The sequence below is a fragment of the Streptomyces sp. BPTC-684 genome, assembly GCF_030028635.1.
GTDB lineage: Bacteria > Actinomycetota > Actinomycetes > Streptomycetales > Streptomycetaceae > Streptomyces > Streptomyces noboritoensis.
This window is the reverse complement of the sequence record NZ_CP124863.1, coordinates 5,788,487-5,803,502: the sequence shown is the minus strand read 5'-3', so window position 1 is coordinate 5,803,502 and position 15,016 is coordinate 5,788,487. Positions and strand designations below refer to the sequence as shown.

10 protein-coding genes are annotated in these 15,016 nt (G+C 72.2%); 6 read left to right on the top strand and 4 right to left on the bottom strand.

What is annotated here, in order from left to right:
- The first annotated feature begins 244 nt into the window (after positions 1–244).
- Together QIY60_RS25820 and QIY60_RS25815 are read left to right on the top strand one after the other, a co-directional pair.
- Positions 245–2,077, top strand: a complete 1,833-nt coding sequence (locus QIY60_RS25820) for an ABC transporter ATP-binding protein (protein WP_283144567.1) — start codon at positions 245–247, stop codon at positions 2,075–2,077.
- The gene (locus QIY60_RS25815; RefSeq protein ID WP_283144566.1) at positions 2,074–3,855 is read left to right on the top strand and encodes an ABC transporter ATP-binding protein; all 1,782 of its coding nucleotides are present in this window, start codon (positions 2,074–2,076) and stop codon (positions 3,853–3,855) included. The genes QIY60_RS25820 and QIY60_RS25815 overlap by 4 nt, the downstream gene beginning before the upstream one ends.
- 21 nt (positions 3,856–3,876) lie before the next feature.
- On the opposite strand, the gene QIY60_RS25810 is transcribed toward QIY60_RS25815, so the two are convergent.
- The 3 genes from QIY60_RS25810 to QIY60_RS25800 form a co-directional block, all read right to left on the bottom strand.
- On the bottom strand, positions 3,877–7,218 hold the full coding sequence (locus tag QIY60_RS25810) for an ATP-binding protein (RefSeq protein WP_283144565.1): 3,342 nt from the start codon (positions 7,216–7,218) through the stop codon (positions 3,877–3,879).
- 2 nt (positions 7,219–7,220) lie between these two features.
- Positions 7,221–7,544 carry a CU044_2847 family protein gene (locus QIY60_RS25805; protein ID WP_283144564.1) on the bottom strand — a complete coding sequence of 108 codons (324 nt, stop codon included), beginning with the start codon at positions 7,542–7,544 and terminating at the stop codon, positions 7,221–7,223.
- A 167-nt stretch (positions 7,545–7,711) separates the two neighbouring features.
- Positions 7,712–8,503, bottom strand: coding sequence for a metal-dependent hydrolase (locus QIY60_RS25800; RefSeq protein WP_283144563.1), 792 nt, complete (start codon positions 8,501–8,503; stop codon positions 7,712–7,714).
- 123 nt (positions 8,504–8,626) lie between these two features.
- On the opposite strand from QIY60_RS25800, the gene QIY60_RS25795 reads away from it, so the two are divergent.
- Genes QIY60_RS25795 through QIY60_RS25785 form a run of 3 tightly spaced genes read left to right on the top strand, consistent with a single transcriptional unit; the run spans position 8,627 to position 12,563 of the window.
- Positions 8,627–11,140, top strand: a complete 2,514-nt coding sequence (locus tag QIY60_RS25795; RefSeq protein ID WP_283144562.1) for a DEAD/DEAH box helicase — start codon at positions 8,627–8,629, stop codon at positions 11,138–11,140.
- 22 nt (positions 11,141–11,162) lie between these two features.
- On the top strand, positions 11,163–12,041 hold the full coding sequence (locus QIY60_RS25790) for an acyl-CoA thioesterase II (RefSeq protein WP_283144561.1): 879 nt from the start codon (positions 11,163–11,165) through the stop codon (positions 12,039–12,041).
- Between the two features lie 33 nt (positions 12,042–12,074).
- Positions 12,075–12,563 carry a glutathione peroxidase gene (locus QIY60_RS25785; RefSeq protein WP_283144560.1) on the top strand — a complete coding sequence of 163 codons (489 nt, stop codon included), beginning with the start codon at positions 12,075–12,077 and terminating at the stop codon, positions 12,561–12,563.
- Between the two features lie 185 nt (positions 12,564–12,748).
- Here the strand turns inward: QIY60_RS25785 and QIY60_RS25780 are convergent, their stop codons facing one another.
- Entirely contained in the window at positions 12,749–13,978 is a 1,230-nt protein-coding gene (locus tag QIY60_RS25780; protein ID WP_283144559.1) for an acyl-CoA dehydrogenase family protein, read from the bottom strand.
- A gap of 194 nt (positions 13,979–14,172) precedes the next feature.
- Between QIY60_RS25780 and QIY60_RS25775 the strand changes: the two genes are divergently transcribed.
- Positions 14,173–14,823, top strand: coding sequence for a TetR family transcriptional regulator (locus QIY60_RS25775; RefSeq protein WP_283144558.1), 651 nt, complete (start codon positions 14,173–14,175; stop codon positions 14,821–14,823).
- Positions 14,824–15,016: the final 193 nt, after the last annotated feature.

Sequence of the window (15,016 nt, the reverse complement as noted above, 5' to 3'; positions counted from 1 at the left end):
GCCCTCGTACTGGATGTACGTGGGCTTTCGCCCGGTGCGGCGAGTGGGGGTCCCCCCTGCTCGAAGAGCTTGGGGGAGCGTGCCAGACGCCGCGGGGCAGACGGGAATGTGACGACAGGCCCTAGGGCGGGCCGGCGGTCTTGGCGCGTTCCGGTCGCCCGGGCGGGAAAATCGATTGCCCCGGGGCCCGTCGGAAGGCGAACCTTGCACGGTTTGAACCACTCTTTCCGATCCTTGGGACGTCATGCAGATTCGCGATCTTCCTTATACGGATCCAGGCGAACCGGACGTCCGCTCGGGTCCCCGCTTCCTGCTGTGGCTGGGCCGTCAGCAGCTCGCCGGGCAGCTCAGATCGACGGCCTGGGGGCTGCTGCACCAGTGCGGCATCGCCGGGCTTCCGCTCGGCGTGGGCATCGCCGTACAGGCCGTGATCGACCGCTCGGGGACACGGCTCGCGCTCGCGGGCGGCCTCATCGCGCTCGTCGGCGCGGCCATCGCCGTCGGCGCCACCATGCTGCACCGCACCGCGGTGACCAACTGGATCACCGCCGCCGCGCGCGTGCAGCAACTGCTCGCGCGCAAGACCGCCGAGCTCGGCTCGGTGCTCACGCGCCGGGTCGCGGCGGGCGAGGTCGTCGCGGTCTCCACCGGGGACGTCGAGAAGATCGGCTGGTTCGTGGAGGCCCTGTCGCGGTTCGCGGCGGCGGCCACCACACTGGTGATCATCTGTGTCGGCCTGGTGCTGTACCAGCCCGCGCTCGGCGTCGTCGTCGCGATCGGCGTGCCCGTACTGGCCCTGGCCGTCCTGCCGTTGCTGCCGCCCGCCACCCGGCGGGCCGACGTCCAGCGCGAGAAGGCGGGCCGGGCGACCGAGCTGGCCTCGGACACCGTGGCCGGGCTGCGGGTGCTGCGCGGCATCGGCGGCGAGGAGCTCTTCCTCGGCCGCTACCGCGAGGCCTCCCAGGAGGTCCGCAGGGCAGCCGTGCGCAGTGCCCGCATGTGGTCGCTGATCTCGGCGGTCCAGGTGCTGCTGCCGGGCGTCCTGCTGATCGTGGTGGTCTGGTACGGGGCGGCGCTGGCCCGCGACGGCCGGATCCAGGTCGGTGAACTGGTCACCGTGTACAGCGCGGTGACGCTGATGCTGTACCCGCTGAGCCACTTCGAGGAGATCGCCATGGCGTACTCCTTCTCGCGGCCCTCGGCCAAGCGCGCGGCCCGCGTGCTGGCGCTGCGCCGGGCCACGGACCCGTCCGGGACGGACACGGGGGTGCCGTCCCGGACGTCCGGCGCGCGGGAGGCACGGTCCGAGGGCCCGTCCGGCGACCTGTACGACCCGGCGACCGGACTGCTGGCGCCCGAGGGCCGGTTCACGGCCGTCGTGTGCGGCGACCCGGACGCGGCCGGACGGCTGGCCGAGCGCCTGGGCGGGCACGCCGCCGAGGCCGACGCGCTGCCGTCCGCCCTGCTCGGCGGGGTCGCGCTCGACGGGCTCCCGCTGGACGCGGCCCGGGCCGCCGTCCTCGTCCAGGACAAGGACCCGGTGCTGCTCTCCGGCACGCTCCACGAGCTCCTGGACGTGCCCTCGTCCGGGAAGGTCGCGCCCGACGAGGCGCTGGCGGCGGCGCAGTGCGGCGACGTCCTGGACGCGCTCGCCCAGGCGTCGGTGGACACCGACGGCGACCCGATGCGCACCCGCATCACCGAGCGCGGCCGGTCCCTCTCCGGCGGCCAGCGCCAACGCCTCGCCCTGGCACGGTCGTTGGTGACGGACCCGGAGGTGCTCGTCCTGGACGAGCCGACCTCGGCGGTCGACTCGCACACCGAGTCACGGGTCGCGGGCGGCATCAAACGGCTGCGCACGGGCCGTACGACGGTCGTGTTCTCGTCGTCGCCGCTGCTGCTCGACCTGGCGGACCGGGTCGTCCTCGTGCACGACGGCGAGGTCGCCTCGGTCGGGGTGCACCGCGACCTGATGCACACCGACACCCGCTACCGCGCGGTGGTCACCCGGGAGACCGACGAGTCGGCGCGGACCGAAGAGACACAGGCACTTCAGACATGGGAGGAGACGGCATGATCGGCGTGGCGGCACCCGAGTACGACCCGGCGGCCCCGCAGTCGGCCACCACCCTGCCCGTCGGCACCCCGGCGACCGTCCGGGCGTACGTACGTCAGCTGATGCGGCGCCACCGCAAGGCGTTCGCGCTGCTCATCGGGGTCAACGCGGTCGCGGTGATCTCCTCGATGGTCGGCCCGTACCTGCTGGGCGGGATCGTCGAGGACCTCTCCAACGACGTCCAGGACCTCCATCTGGAGCGCACGGCCGCGCTGTTCGCGGGCGCGCTGATCATACAGACCGTGTTCGTCCGCCTGGTGCGGCTGCGCGGCGGGATGCTCGGCGAGGAGATGCTGGCCGATCTGCGCGAGGACTTCCTGGTGCGGTCGGTCGGGCTGCCGCCGGGCGTCCTGGAGCGCGCGGGCACCGGCGATCTGCTGTCCCGGATCACCACGGACATCGACCGGCTGGCCAACGCGATGCGCGAGGCCGTGCCGCAGCTGGCCATCGGTGTGGTGTGGGTGCTGCTGCTCATGGTCGCGCTCGGGGTCACCGCGCCGCCGCTGGCCCTGGCGGTGCTCGTGGCACTGCCGCTGCTCGTGGCGGGGTGCCGCTGGTACTTCAAGCGGGCGCCCTCGGCGTACCGCTCGGAGGCGGCCGGGTACGCGGCGGTCGCGGCCGTGCTGGCCGAGACCGTCGACGCGGGCCGGACCGTCGAGGCGCACCGCCTGGGCGAGCGCCGCATCGCACTCTCCGACCGGCGGATCACCGAGTGGACGGCCTGGGAGCGGTACACGCTGTGGCTGCGGTCGGTCCTTTTCCCCGTCATCAACCTCACCCACATCACCATCCTGCTGGCCGTCCTGATGATCGGCGGAACCTTCGTCCTGAACGACTGGCTCACCGTCGGGCAGCTGACGACCGGCGCGATGCTCGCGATGATGATGGTCGAGCCGGTCGAGCTGATCCTGCGCTGGTACGACGAGCTCCAGGTGGCCCAGGTCTCGCTGGCCCGGCTCGTCGGCGTCCGCGACATCGAGCCGGAGGCGGGCGACGCCGAGGTGCTCCCGGACGGCCGGGACGTCGAGGCGGACGGGGTGCACTTCGGCTACCGCGAGGGCGTGGACGTACTGCACCAGGTCTCCCTGTCGGTGGCGCCGGGCACCCGGCTTGCGCTGGTGGGTCCGTCCGGTGCGGGCAAGTCCACGCTCGGGCGGCTCCTCGCGGGCATCTACGCCCCGCGCGAGGGCAGGGTCACGCTCGGCGAGGCCGAGCTGTCGCGGATGCCCGCCGAGCGGGTGCGCGAGCACGTGGCGCTGGTCAACCAGGAGCACCACGTCTTCGTGGGCGCGCTGCGGGACAACCTGCTGCTCGCCCGGCAGGGCGCCGGGGACGCCGAGCTGTGGGCGGCCCTGGGCGCGGTCGACGCCGACGGCTGGGCGCGGGCGCTCGACGACGGCCTGGACACCGAGGTCGGCTCCGGCGGGCTCTCCCTCACCCCGGCCCAGGCCCAGCAGATCGCGCTGGCCCGCCTCGTCCTGGCGGACCCGCACACACTGGTACTGGACGAGGCGACCTCGCTCCTGGACCCGCGCGCGGCACGCCACCTGGAGCGCTCGCTGGCGCGGGTGCTGGACGGCCGCACCGTCGTGGCGATCGCCCACCGGCTGCACACCGCGCACGACGCGGACGTGATCGCGGTGGTCGAGAACGGCCGCATCACAGAACTGGGCAGCCATGACGCCCTGGTCGAGGCGGACGGGGCGTACGCGGCGCTGTGGCGGTCCTGGCACGGGTGAGGCCCTGCCGTCGAGCGGCGGTCAGTCCGGGGGTGCGGCCCCCGGACCGGCCGCGCTGTCCGTCTGCGGACCGGCCTGGGTTTCCGCACCCGCCCCTCGCGGCAGCCACTTCTCGATCGTGGTCAGCAGCGCGTCGGTGTCGACCGGCTTGGTCAGATACGCGGAGGCGCCCGCCTCGATGCTGCGCTCGCGGTCGCCCGCCATCGCCTTGGCGGTGAGCGCGACGACCGGCAGCGCCTCGTAGCCCGGCATCCGCCGGATCCGCGCCATCGTCTCGTTGCCGTCCATCTCCGGCATCATCACGTCCATCAGGACGAGTGCGACGCCGGGTTGGCGTCCGAGCAGGTCGATCGCCTCCTGGCCGCTCTCCGCGTACCAGACGGTCAGCCCGTTCTGTTCGAGGACCGTGGTGAGGGCGAAGACATTGCGTACGTCGTCGTCCACGACGAGGACCTGCTCGCCGCCGAACGCGCCGTTGAACTCCGGGAGTCGGGCGGGCCGCGCGACGATGGGGGGCCGGGGCGCCGGATCCGGATCCGCGACCTCGGGAGCCTGCGGCAGGGTGAGGGTGAACGTCGAGCCCCGGCCGACCTCGCTCTCACAGACGATCTTGCCGCCGAGCAGCCCGGCGATCTCCCGGCTGATGGACAGGCCGAGTCCCGTACCGCCGTATCTGCGGCTGGTCGTGCCGTCGGCCTGCTTGAACGCGTCGAAGATCATCTGGATCTTGTCGGGGAGGATCCCGATCCCGGTGTCCACGACCGAGAACGCCAGCCCCTGGCCCGCGCGATGGATGCGCAGCTCCACCGCCCCCACGTCGGTGAACTTCACCGCGTTGGAGAGCAGATTGCGCAGTACCTGGAGCAGCCGCTGCTCGTCCGTGTACAGGCTGGCGGACACCCCGGGCGCCAGGCTCACGGAGAAGTCCAGCCCCTTGTCCTCCATCAGTGGGCGGAACATCGCTTCCACGTGGTCCACCAGCGGGGCCAGGGCGATCCAGGACGGCGCGACGTTCATCCGGCCCGCCTCGATCCGGGAGAGGTCGAGGACGTCGTTGATCAGCTGGAGCAGGTCGGAGCCCGCGTGGTGGATCGTCTCGGCGAACTCGATCTGCCGCTGCGAGAGGGTTCCTTCGACGTTGTCGGCGAGCAGCTTGGCGAGGATCAGCATGGAGTTGAGCGGGGTGCGCAGCTCGTGCGACATGTTCGCCAGGAACTCGGACCGGAAGCGCATCGAGACCGCCAGCAGCTCCGCCCGCTCCTCCAGGGCCCGACGTGCCTCCTCGATCTCGAAGTTCTTCCTCTCGACGTCCCGGTTGACGCGCGCGAGGAGCTCGGCCTTCTCCGCCAGCTCCGCGTTGGCCGCCTGGAGCTCCTTCATCTGCCGCTCGGTGCGCTCCTGTTCGAGCAGGACCGCGAGGCTCCTGCGCATCAGCGCCCCGACCTCCGGCGGAATGTCGTCAGGGCGTTCGTCCAGCCACCGCTGCGCCTCCGCGACCCGAGGAGCCGACAGCAGGTCGTCCTCCGCCGCGCGCTCCTCGGCGACCGCCAGCCACTGCTGGAAGTCGGCGTCCTCGTCGACCCAGCCGGCCAGCCGCTGCCAGCCCCGGATCAGCGCCTCGTGGGCGATCTCCGCGGTGCCGGGCCCCTCCGGACCCAGGACGACCAGGCGCCGCTCGGGGTCGGCCATCAGCTGGGCCACGTACCAGTCCGCGCCGAGGTGGACGCGCCGGGCCGCGACCCGTACCGCGCTGGCCGCGCCGCCCCGGGCCCGGATCATGGAGAGCAGGACGCGCCGGATCCGGGCCTCGTCCAGGGTCTCGGTCAGGAAGCGGTAGACCTGCTCGGCATGGCGGTTGAGGGCGCCCGAGACGCCGCCGAGGCCGTGGTAGCTGTCGAAGCTGATCCGGCGTTCGCGCTGCATCGGCCAGAGCTCGGTCAGGGCGAACTCCAGCAGCGGCAGTCCGCCCGGCCCCTTGCTCGCCTCGGCCGCCACGGCCTCGGCCAGCCCCTCGGTGAAGGTCACCCCGGCGAGCGCGGCCGGTTCGACGATCACCCGGGTCAGCGCCGCCTCGTCGAGCGGGGACACGTTCAGCTGCCGGTCCTGCAGCCGCGGCCCGATGTCCGCCAGCTCCAGCAGATCGGGCAGGAAGTCGGAGCGCAGGGTGCAGACCAGGCGCACGTCGGGGCTCTGCACCGTCTCGGGCGGCGGGAAGGTCTGCTGGAGGAAGCGCACCGGGTCCACCCCGTCCGCGCCCGCGCTGAACACCTCCTCGAACTGGTCGCCGATGAGCGCGAGGCGGCGGCCCGAGAGCACCGACACCCGGGTCGCCACCGGCCAGAAGCCCTCCTCGCGCAGGGCGCGGCAGCGGTTCTCCAGCTGTTCGAGCGAGTGGTCGCCGCCGGGGCACTCCAGATCCAGCAGCGCCCGGGCCAGCGTGTCGTACGGCGTGGCGCCCGGGCGGAAGGAGGCGACCGACCAGCCGTCCGCGAGCAGCCCCGGTTCGAGCCCGGCCGCCACCAGCGAGGACTTGCCCACTCCGGAGGGGCCGGTGACCACGACCAGCGGCCGGTCCTTCACCATCGCGCGCAGCCCGGCGATCTCCCGCTCGCGGCCGACGAAGAGCCCGGCCCGGGCGTCGGCGGCGGTGAAGGACCGCAGGCCCCGGTAGGGGCAGGGCGGCAGCATGCTGTCGCCGAGGACCTCGGGCCAGGCGGCCGACACCTCGGTCATGGGCACCGCGTACGCGTCGTCGGTGCGGCCGTCCCGCCCGGCGACGGCCAGCATCCCGACGACCGCGTCGCCCCACGCGTCGCCCACGATCACCGGGGCGCCGCTGAAGCCGGGCTGGGCGCGCAGCGCCGACTCGCTCTCGGCGTCGAGCTGGACCAGTCCCCCGCCGACCGCGCCCCGCAGCCGGCAGGAGGACCAGGCGCCGTTGGCGGTACGGGACGGGCTCGCCGGATAGCCGAAGACCCCGGCCTGGACGTCCTCGGCCCCGCCGCCCCGCACCGCGACCAGCCGGGCGGGACCGGCGCCGACCGGCAGCGTGTCGCCCACCACGACGAGCCCGGCCGTGTCGCGTCCGCCGAGCCCGGGCGCCGCGGGCGGGTCCCAGGCGGCGACCCGGCATTCGCGCAGCGGCGCGCCCTCCGCGTCCCCCAGGAGCGGGAAGTCGACGCGGATCCTGGCGCTGTCCGGCGGCCGCTCGCGACTGGCCTTGTCCCGGCCGAGCGCCGCGTTGATCACATGGGCGCAGGTCACGATGTGCTTCTCGCCCACCACACAGCCGACGCCCGCCGCCACCGGCGGCTCGGCCGTGGCGTGCCGGATCCTGACGACGAACCCCTCCCGCCGGGTCATGGTCAGGCGCGGTTCCAGACGAGCCGGACGGCGAAGTTCACCTCGGCCGTCCCCTTGGCGATGATCACGCCCGTCTCGCCGCCCGCCTTGAGGCCGAACTCGATCTCGACCTCGTCGGGCCCGAGCCCTCGTACCGTCTCGACGACGCGGGACAGCGCGGGCCGCACCTGGTCCATCGCCTCCGCGAGCGACACCCTGGCCCGGGCCACCGTGCCGGTGCCGCCCGCGGCCGGCTCCAGATCGCCGCCGGTCCCGTCCTCGCCGATCTCGAACACGGCCAGCACATCGCCGCCGCGCTCCAGCGGCATCGTCAGAATCTGCCCCATGCGGTCGCCCCGCCGCCCTCACTGCCGTACGAGCGCGGCGCGTCCGCCCGGAAGGCGGGAGCCGCCGCGATGACGGGTCCCATCGTCGGCCACGGCGGGCCGCGGGCGCAGGCGGTTCACGGAAACCCGTCCACCCGGTGGGGCGGGCCCGGAGGGACGCGGCGGGCTCAGATGAAGTTGAGCGCCCCCGCCGCCCCGACCCCGCCGAGCACCATGAACGCGGGCATCAGCACCTTCAGCTCGACCCAGCTCCCGGCCCGGAACCGCATCGCCTTCGGCGGGCCCACCGGGTACCAGCGCTTGCGGCCCAGCGGGATCGGCCACAGGATCGGGCAGCCGGAGACGGTCAGCGCGTCCCCGATGTCGTGGACCAGGGCGCCGAGCACGATCGGCAGGCCCAGCCACAGGTACTCCTGGCCGGAGCCGGTGAAGAGCCAGTCCGAGCCGTTGCCGGGCTTGTCGAGGACCCCGGCCATGATCCAGGCGCCGGCCGCGCCGAGCAGCCACACCAGGACGTCGCTGGACATCCGCGCGGCCCGCCACAGCAGGCCCTCCACGGCGAGGACGACGTGCACGAAGAGGATGCCCAGGACCGCCCAGCGGCCGCCGAACACCGCCGCGGCCGAGGCGCCCGCCCCGATCAGGACGGCCCACAGCCAGGTGTGGGTGAGCGTGCGGTGGCCGCCGTTGCGGCGCGGGTCGCCGGGGCCCCGGGTCGCCTTGTAGACGGTGTGCGAGAGCTCGTCGACGATGCCGCACAGGGCCCGGGAGACCGGTCCGAAGGCGCGCGAGATGGTCGCGGACTTGTGGTCGAGGTCGGGCGCGAGCGCCGCTCCGGCGCTGATCAGCGCGCCGACGACGAGCACCGGCCAGGGCATGGCGTGCCCCGCGGCCGCGGTCGCGGCCCCCACCCCCAGCCAGGCTGCCGCTCCTGACAGTGAGTGCGCAGGTCCCATCATGACCGTGCCCCGCCCCATTTCCTGTTGTCCCGTGGCCCAGTTGACATGGCAGCCTATCGCTCATGATCTTGCTGCCCCTCCTCCGGTTCCCTCTCATGGGGTGAAGCCAGGCAAGATGGGGGCGTGACCCTTATCGATCAGCTGCCGCCGAGTGCCGACCCCGATGCCCTTTTCGAGGCCTTCTCCACCTGGGCCGAGGAGCGGGGCATCTCCCTGTACCCGGCCCAGGAGGAGGCGCTGATCGAGGTGGTGTCGGGCGCGAACGTGATCCTTTCCACCCCGACCGGCTCCGGAAAGAGCCTGGTGGCGGCGGGTGCGCACTTCGCGGCGCTGGCCCGGGACGAGGTCACGTTCTACACCGCGCCGATCAAGGCGCTGGTCTCCGAGAAGTTCTTCGACCTCTGCAAGCTCTTCGGCACCGAGAACGTCGGCATGCTCACCGGCGACGCGTCCGTGAACGCCGACGCCCCGGTCATCTGCTGCACCGCCGAGGTCCTCGCCTCCATCGCGCTGCGCGACGGCAAGCACGCCGACATCGGCCAGGTCGTGATGGACGAGTTCCACTTCTACGCCGAGGCGGACCGCGGCTGGGCCTGGCAGATCCCGATCCTGGAACTGCCCCAGGCCCAGTTCGTCCTGATGTCGGCCACCCTCGGCGACGTCTCGATGTTCGAGAAGGACCTGACCCGGCGCACCGGCCGGGAGACCGCGGTGGTCCGCTCGGCGACCCGCCCGGTCCCGCTCTCGTACGAGTACGTCACGACGCCCATCACCGAGACCCTGACCGAGCTGCTCGAAACCAAGCAGTCGCCGGTCTACATCGTGCACTTCACCCAGGCCCAGGCGGTCGAGCGGGCGCAGTCGCTGATGAGCATCAACATGTGCTCGCGCGAGGAGAAGGACGCGATCGCGGAGCTGATCGGCAACTTCCGCTTCACCACCAAGTTCGGCCAGAACCTCTCCCGTTACGTACGCCACGGCATCGGTGTGCACCACGCGGGCATGCTGCCCAAGTACCGCCGTCTGGTGGAGAAACTGGCGCAGGCGGGCCTGCTGAAGGTGATCTGCGGTACGGACACGCTGGGCGTCGGCGTCAACGTGCCCATCCGCACCGTGCTGTTCACCGCGCTCACCAAGTACGACGGCAACCGGGTGCGCACCCTGCGCGCCCGTGAGTTCCACCAGATCGCGGGCCGGGCCGGGCGGGCCGGGTTCGACACCGCCGGGTTCGTGGTCGCCCAGGCGCCCGAGCACGTCATCGAGAACGAGAAGGCGCTCGCCAAGGCGGGCGACGACCCTAAGAAGCGCCGCAAGGTGGTCCGCAAGAAGGCCCCCGAGGGCTTCGTGGCCTGGTCGGACACCACCTTCGAGAAGCTGATCGCCGCCGAGCCCGAGCCGCTGACCTCGCGCTTCCGGGTCACCAACATCATGCTGCTCTCGGTGATCGCCCGGCCGGGCAACGCCTTCGAGGCGATGCGCCATCTCCTGGAGGACAACCACGAGCCGCGCAAGGCGCAGCTGCGGCACATCCGCCGCGCCATCGCCATCTACCGCTCGCTGCTCGACGGCGGTGTGGTGGAGCAGCTGGACACCCCGGACGCCGAGGGCCGCACCATCCGCCTCACCGTCGACCTCCAGCAGGACTTCGCGCTCAACCAGCCGCTGTCCACGTTCGCCCTGGCGGCCTTCGACCTGCTCGACCCCGAGTCGCCCTCGTACGCGCTCGACATGGTCTCGGTGGTCGAGTCGACGCTCGACGACCCGCGCCAGATCCTCGCCGCCATGCAGAACAAGGCGCGCGGCGAGGCCGTCGGGCAGATGAAGGCGGACGGCGTCGAGTACGAGGAGCGCATGGAGCGGCTCCAGGACATCTCGTACCCGAAGCCGCTGGAAGAGCTGCTGTGGCACGCGTACAACGTCTACAAGAAGTCGCACCCGTGGGTGGGCGACCACCCGGTCTCGCCGAAGTCCGTCATCCGTGACATGTACGAACGGGCGCTCACCTTCACGGAGTTCACCTCCTGGTACGAGCTGGCGCGCACCGAGGGCATCGTCCTGCGCTATCTGGCGAGCGCGTACAAGGCGCTCGACCACACCATCCCGGACGACCTCAAGACCGAGGACCTGGAGGACCTGATCGCCTGGCTCGGCGAGATGGTCCGCCAGGTCGACTCCAGCCTGCTCGACGAGTGGGAGCAGCTCGCCAACCCGGAGATCCAGACCGCCGAGGAGGCCCAGGAGAAGGCCGACGAGGTCAAGCCGGTCACCGCGAACGCCCGCGCCTTCCGCGTCCTGGTGCGCAACGCGATGTTCCGCCGGGTGGAGCTGGCCGCGCTCGACAACGTGGACGCGCTCGGCGAACTGGACGCGGAGTCCGGCTGGGACGCGGACGCGTGGGGCGAGGCGATGGACAAGTACTGGGACGAGTACGAGGACCTGGGCACCGGCCCCGACGCGCGCGGCCCCAAGCTGCTGGCGATCGAGGAGGACGCGGCGCACGGCCTGTGGCGCGTGCGGCAGACCTTCGCCGACCCGAACGGCGACCACGGCTGGGGCATCAGCGCGGAGGTCGACCTCGCGGCCTCCGACGAGGAGGGCCGCGCGGTGATCCGGGTGACGGACGTAGGCGAGCTGTAATCACGAGAGTGGAGACGGACCCATGACGAACCCCGCCGAAAGACTCGTCGATCTGCTCGACCTGGAGCAGATCGAGGTCGACATCTTCCGCGGCCGCAGCCCGCAGGAGTCCCTGCAGCGCGTCTTCGGCGGCCAGGTGGCCGGCCAGGCGCTGGTGGCGGCCGGGCGCACCACGGACGGCGAGCGCCCGGTGCACTCGCTGCACGCCTACTTCCTGCGCCCCGGCCGCCCCGGCGTCCCGATCGTCTACCAGGTCGAGCGGGTGCGGGACGGCCGGTCGTTCACCACCCGCCGGGTCACCGCGGTCCAGCAGGGCCGCACGATCTTCAATCTGACGGCGTCCTTCCACCGGCCGGAGCCGGGCAGCATCGAGCACCAGCTGCCGCCGCGCCTGGACTTCCCGGAGCCGGAGTCGCTGCCGACGGTCGCGGACGAGATCCGCGAGCACCTGGGCACCCTGCCGGAGGCCCTGGAGCGGATGGCGCGCCGCCAGCCCTTCGACATCCGGTACGTGGACCGGCTGCGCTGGACGCCGGACGAGATCAAGGACGCGGACCCGCGCAGCGCGGTGTGGATGCGCGCGGTCGGCCCGCTGGGCGACGACCCGCTGGTGCACACCTGCGCGCTGACGTACGCGTCCGACATGACGCTGCTCGACGCGGTCCGCATCCCGGTGGAGCCGCTGTGGGGCCCCCGGGGCTTCGACATGGCCTCGCTCGACCACGCGATGTGGTTCCACCGCCCGTTCCGGGCCGACGAGTGGTTCCTGTACGACCAGGAGTCCCCGATCGCGACCGGCGGCCGGGGCCTGGCCCGCGGCCGCATCTACGACCGCGAGGGCCGGCTGCTGGTGTCCGTGGTCCAGGAGGGCCTGTTCCGCCCCCTGCCGGCCCGCGACTGACCAGTCCACACCCCTGTTACGAGGAGTCTGCTGATGAGCCTGTACGACATCCCGCTGCGCACCCTGTCCGGCGAGCCCACCTCGCTGGCCGACTACAAGGGCAAGGCGGTGCTGGTCGTGAACGTGGCGTCCAAGTGCGGTCTGACCCCGCAGTACGCCGGTCTGGAGCGCCTCCAGGCGCTGTACGGCGAGCGCGGCTTCACCGTGCTCGGCGTGCCCTGCAACCAGTTCGGCGCCCAGGAGCCCGGCAGCGCGGAGGAGATCCGGACGTTCTGCTCGGCGACGTACGGAGTGACGTTTCCGCTCCTGGAGAAGACGGACGTCAACGGCGACGGCCGCCACCCGCTGTACCAGCGCCTCACGGAGGTCGCGGACGCGGAGGGCGAGGCCGGCGACATCCAGTGGAACTTCGAGAAGTTCCTGATCTCCCCCGCAGGCGAGGTGGTCGCCCGGATCCGTCCGCGCACCGAGCCGGAGGCCCCGGAGGTCGTCGCGGCGATCGAGGCGCAGCTGGCGGTCTGATCCACCGGAGAAACAGTGCGGCTCCGTTCCCGCCACACGGGAACGGAGCCGGTTTCCTGGCCGGTGGAGGCTAAGCGCTCCGCTGGAAGTGCGGGTATTCGACTGCAGGCCGTCTGTGGCTGGTCGCGCAGTTCCCCGCGCCCCTTCGGGGCACGCGGCACCGCACCGGACTTCCACAAGACCATTTAGCGGATCGGCATGCCCGAGAGCGTGCGGGCGATCACCAGGCGCTGGATCTCGCTGGTCCCCTCGAAGATCGTGTAGATCGCCGCATCGCGGTGCATGCGCTCCACCGGGTACTCGCGGGTGTAGCCGTTGCCGCCGAGGATCTGGATCGCCTGCGCGGTGACCTTCTTGGCGGTCTCGCTCGCGAACAGCTTGGACATCGAGCCCTCGGCGGAGGTGAAGGGCCGGCCCGCGGTGGCCATCCAGGAGGCGCGCCACACCAGCAGCCGGGCCGCGTCGATCTGCGTGCGCATGTCGGCGAGCTGGAACGCGACGCCCTGGTTGTCGATGATCGGGCGGCCGAACTGCTCGCGGCCCTTGGCGTATTCGAGCGCGTAGTCGTACGCGGCGCGGGCCGTGCCGACCGCCATGGCGCCGACGGCCGGGCGGGAGGCCTCGAAGGTGGCCATGGCGGCGTTCTTCACCCGCTCGCCGCCGCCCGCCTTCGCCTTCTCGTGGGCCCGGGCGAGCCGCTCGTCGAGCTTCTCCTTGCCGCCGAGCAGGCAGTGCCCGGGCACGCGGACGTCTTCGAGCACGACCTCGGCGGTGTGCGAGGCGCGGATGCCGTGCTTCTTGAACTTCTGGCCCTGGGACAGGCCGGGGGTGTTCGGCGGGACGATGAAGGAGGCGTGGCCCTTCGAGCCGAGGTCGGGGTCGACGACGGCCACGACGACGTGCACATTGGCGATGCCGCCGTTGGTGGCCCAGGTCTTGGTGCCGTTGAGCACCCACTCGTCCTTGACCTCGTCGTACACGGCCTTGGTCCGCATGGAGGCGACGTCGGACCCCGCGTCCGGCTCGGAGGAGCAGAAGGCGGCGACCTTCACGTCGTCCGCGTCGCCGTACATCTGGGGTATCCAGGTGCCGATCTGCTCCTCGGTGCCGTTGGCGAGGACGCCGACGGCGGCGAGACCGGTGCCGACGATCGACAGGGCGATGCCCGCGTCGCCCCAGAACAGCTCCTCCATGGCGACCGGGATGCCGAGACCGGTCGGGTCGAAGAACTGCTGGGCGTAGAAGTCCAGGGAGTAGATTCCGACCTTGGCGGCCTCCTGGATCACCGGCCAGGGGGTCTCCTCACGCTCGTCCCACTCCGCGGCGGCGGGCCGGATGACGTCCTTCGCGAACCCGTGCAACCAGTCCCTGACCTGCTTCTGGTCGTCGTTGAGCTCCATCGTGAACTCAGCCATGTCCCCTCCACCACTTCCCGTGCCACAGACAAGCGTTACTTACGGTAACAGCAGTATGTTACTGGCCGGTAGAGCCTGTCAACCGGCCACCACTCGCTCAGCGCGAGACCTGGCCGGAGTGTTACGTTGCGCAGGCATTCCGGATGGCGGAACAACGCAAGACGCGGTACGAGTACGGGCGGGGAGACGGAGCCATGGAGACCACACACCAGGCCGAGCAGCAGCGGACGTCGACGGAGAGCCGCCGGCGGGAACTGCTGGAGGCGGCGGACCGGGTGGTTCTCCGGGACGGCCCCAAGGCGTCGATGAACGCGATCGCCGCGGAAGCGGGGATCACCAAGCCGATCCTGTACCGGCACTTCGGGGACAAGGGCGGCCTTTACCGGGCGCTGGCGCAGCGCCACACGGACGCGCTGCTCGCCGCGCTGCGGGCGGCGCTGGACGCGCCCGCGGAGCGCCGCGAGCGCGTCGAGGCGACGCTGGAGACGTACCTCGTGGCGATCGAGGCGCGGCCGCAGGTGTACCGCTTCCTGATGCACCCCGCGGAGGAGACCGGCAGCGGTGAGCACGCCGGGTTCGACGTGGGCCGGCACTCCGCGCCGCTGCTGCGGCGGATGGGCGAGGAGCTGGGCGTGGTGATCGCCGAGCGGATCGACCTGGGGCCGGGGAGCGAGGCGCTGGCGCGGGTGTGGGGCCACGGGATCGTCGGCATGATGCACGCGGCGGGCGACTGGTGGCTGGGCGAACGCCCCTGCTCGCGGGCGGAGTTGGTACGGGGCCTGGCGGACCTGCTGTGGGGCCGCCTCGCCGCGGCGGCGGACCGCGCGGGCGGCCCGGGGTTCTAAGCCCCACCCCGCCCCTTCGCCTAAACCCTCCGGGGGTGGGTGGGGGTGAAGGTGGGTTTTCCGGGGGCTACGCCCCCGGACCCCTTTGGCGGGGGCCTGCGGCCCCTGCACCCCGCTGTGTTCGTCTGCGGGCCGTCTGTGGCTGGTCGCGCAGTTCCCCGCGCCCCTAACCCCCTAGGGGCGCGGGGAACTG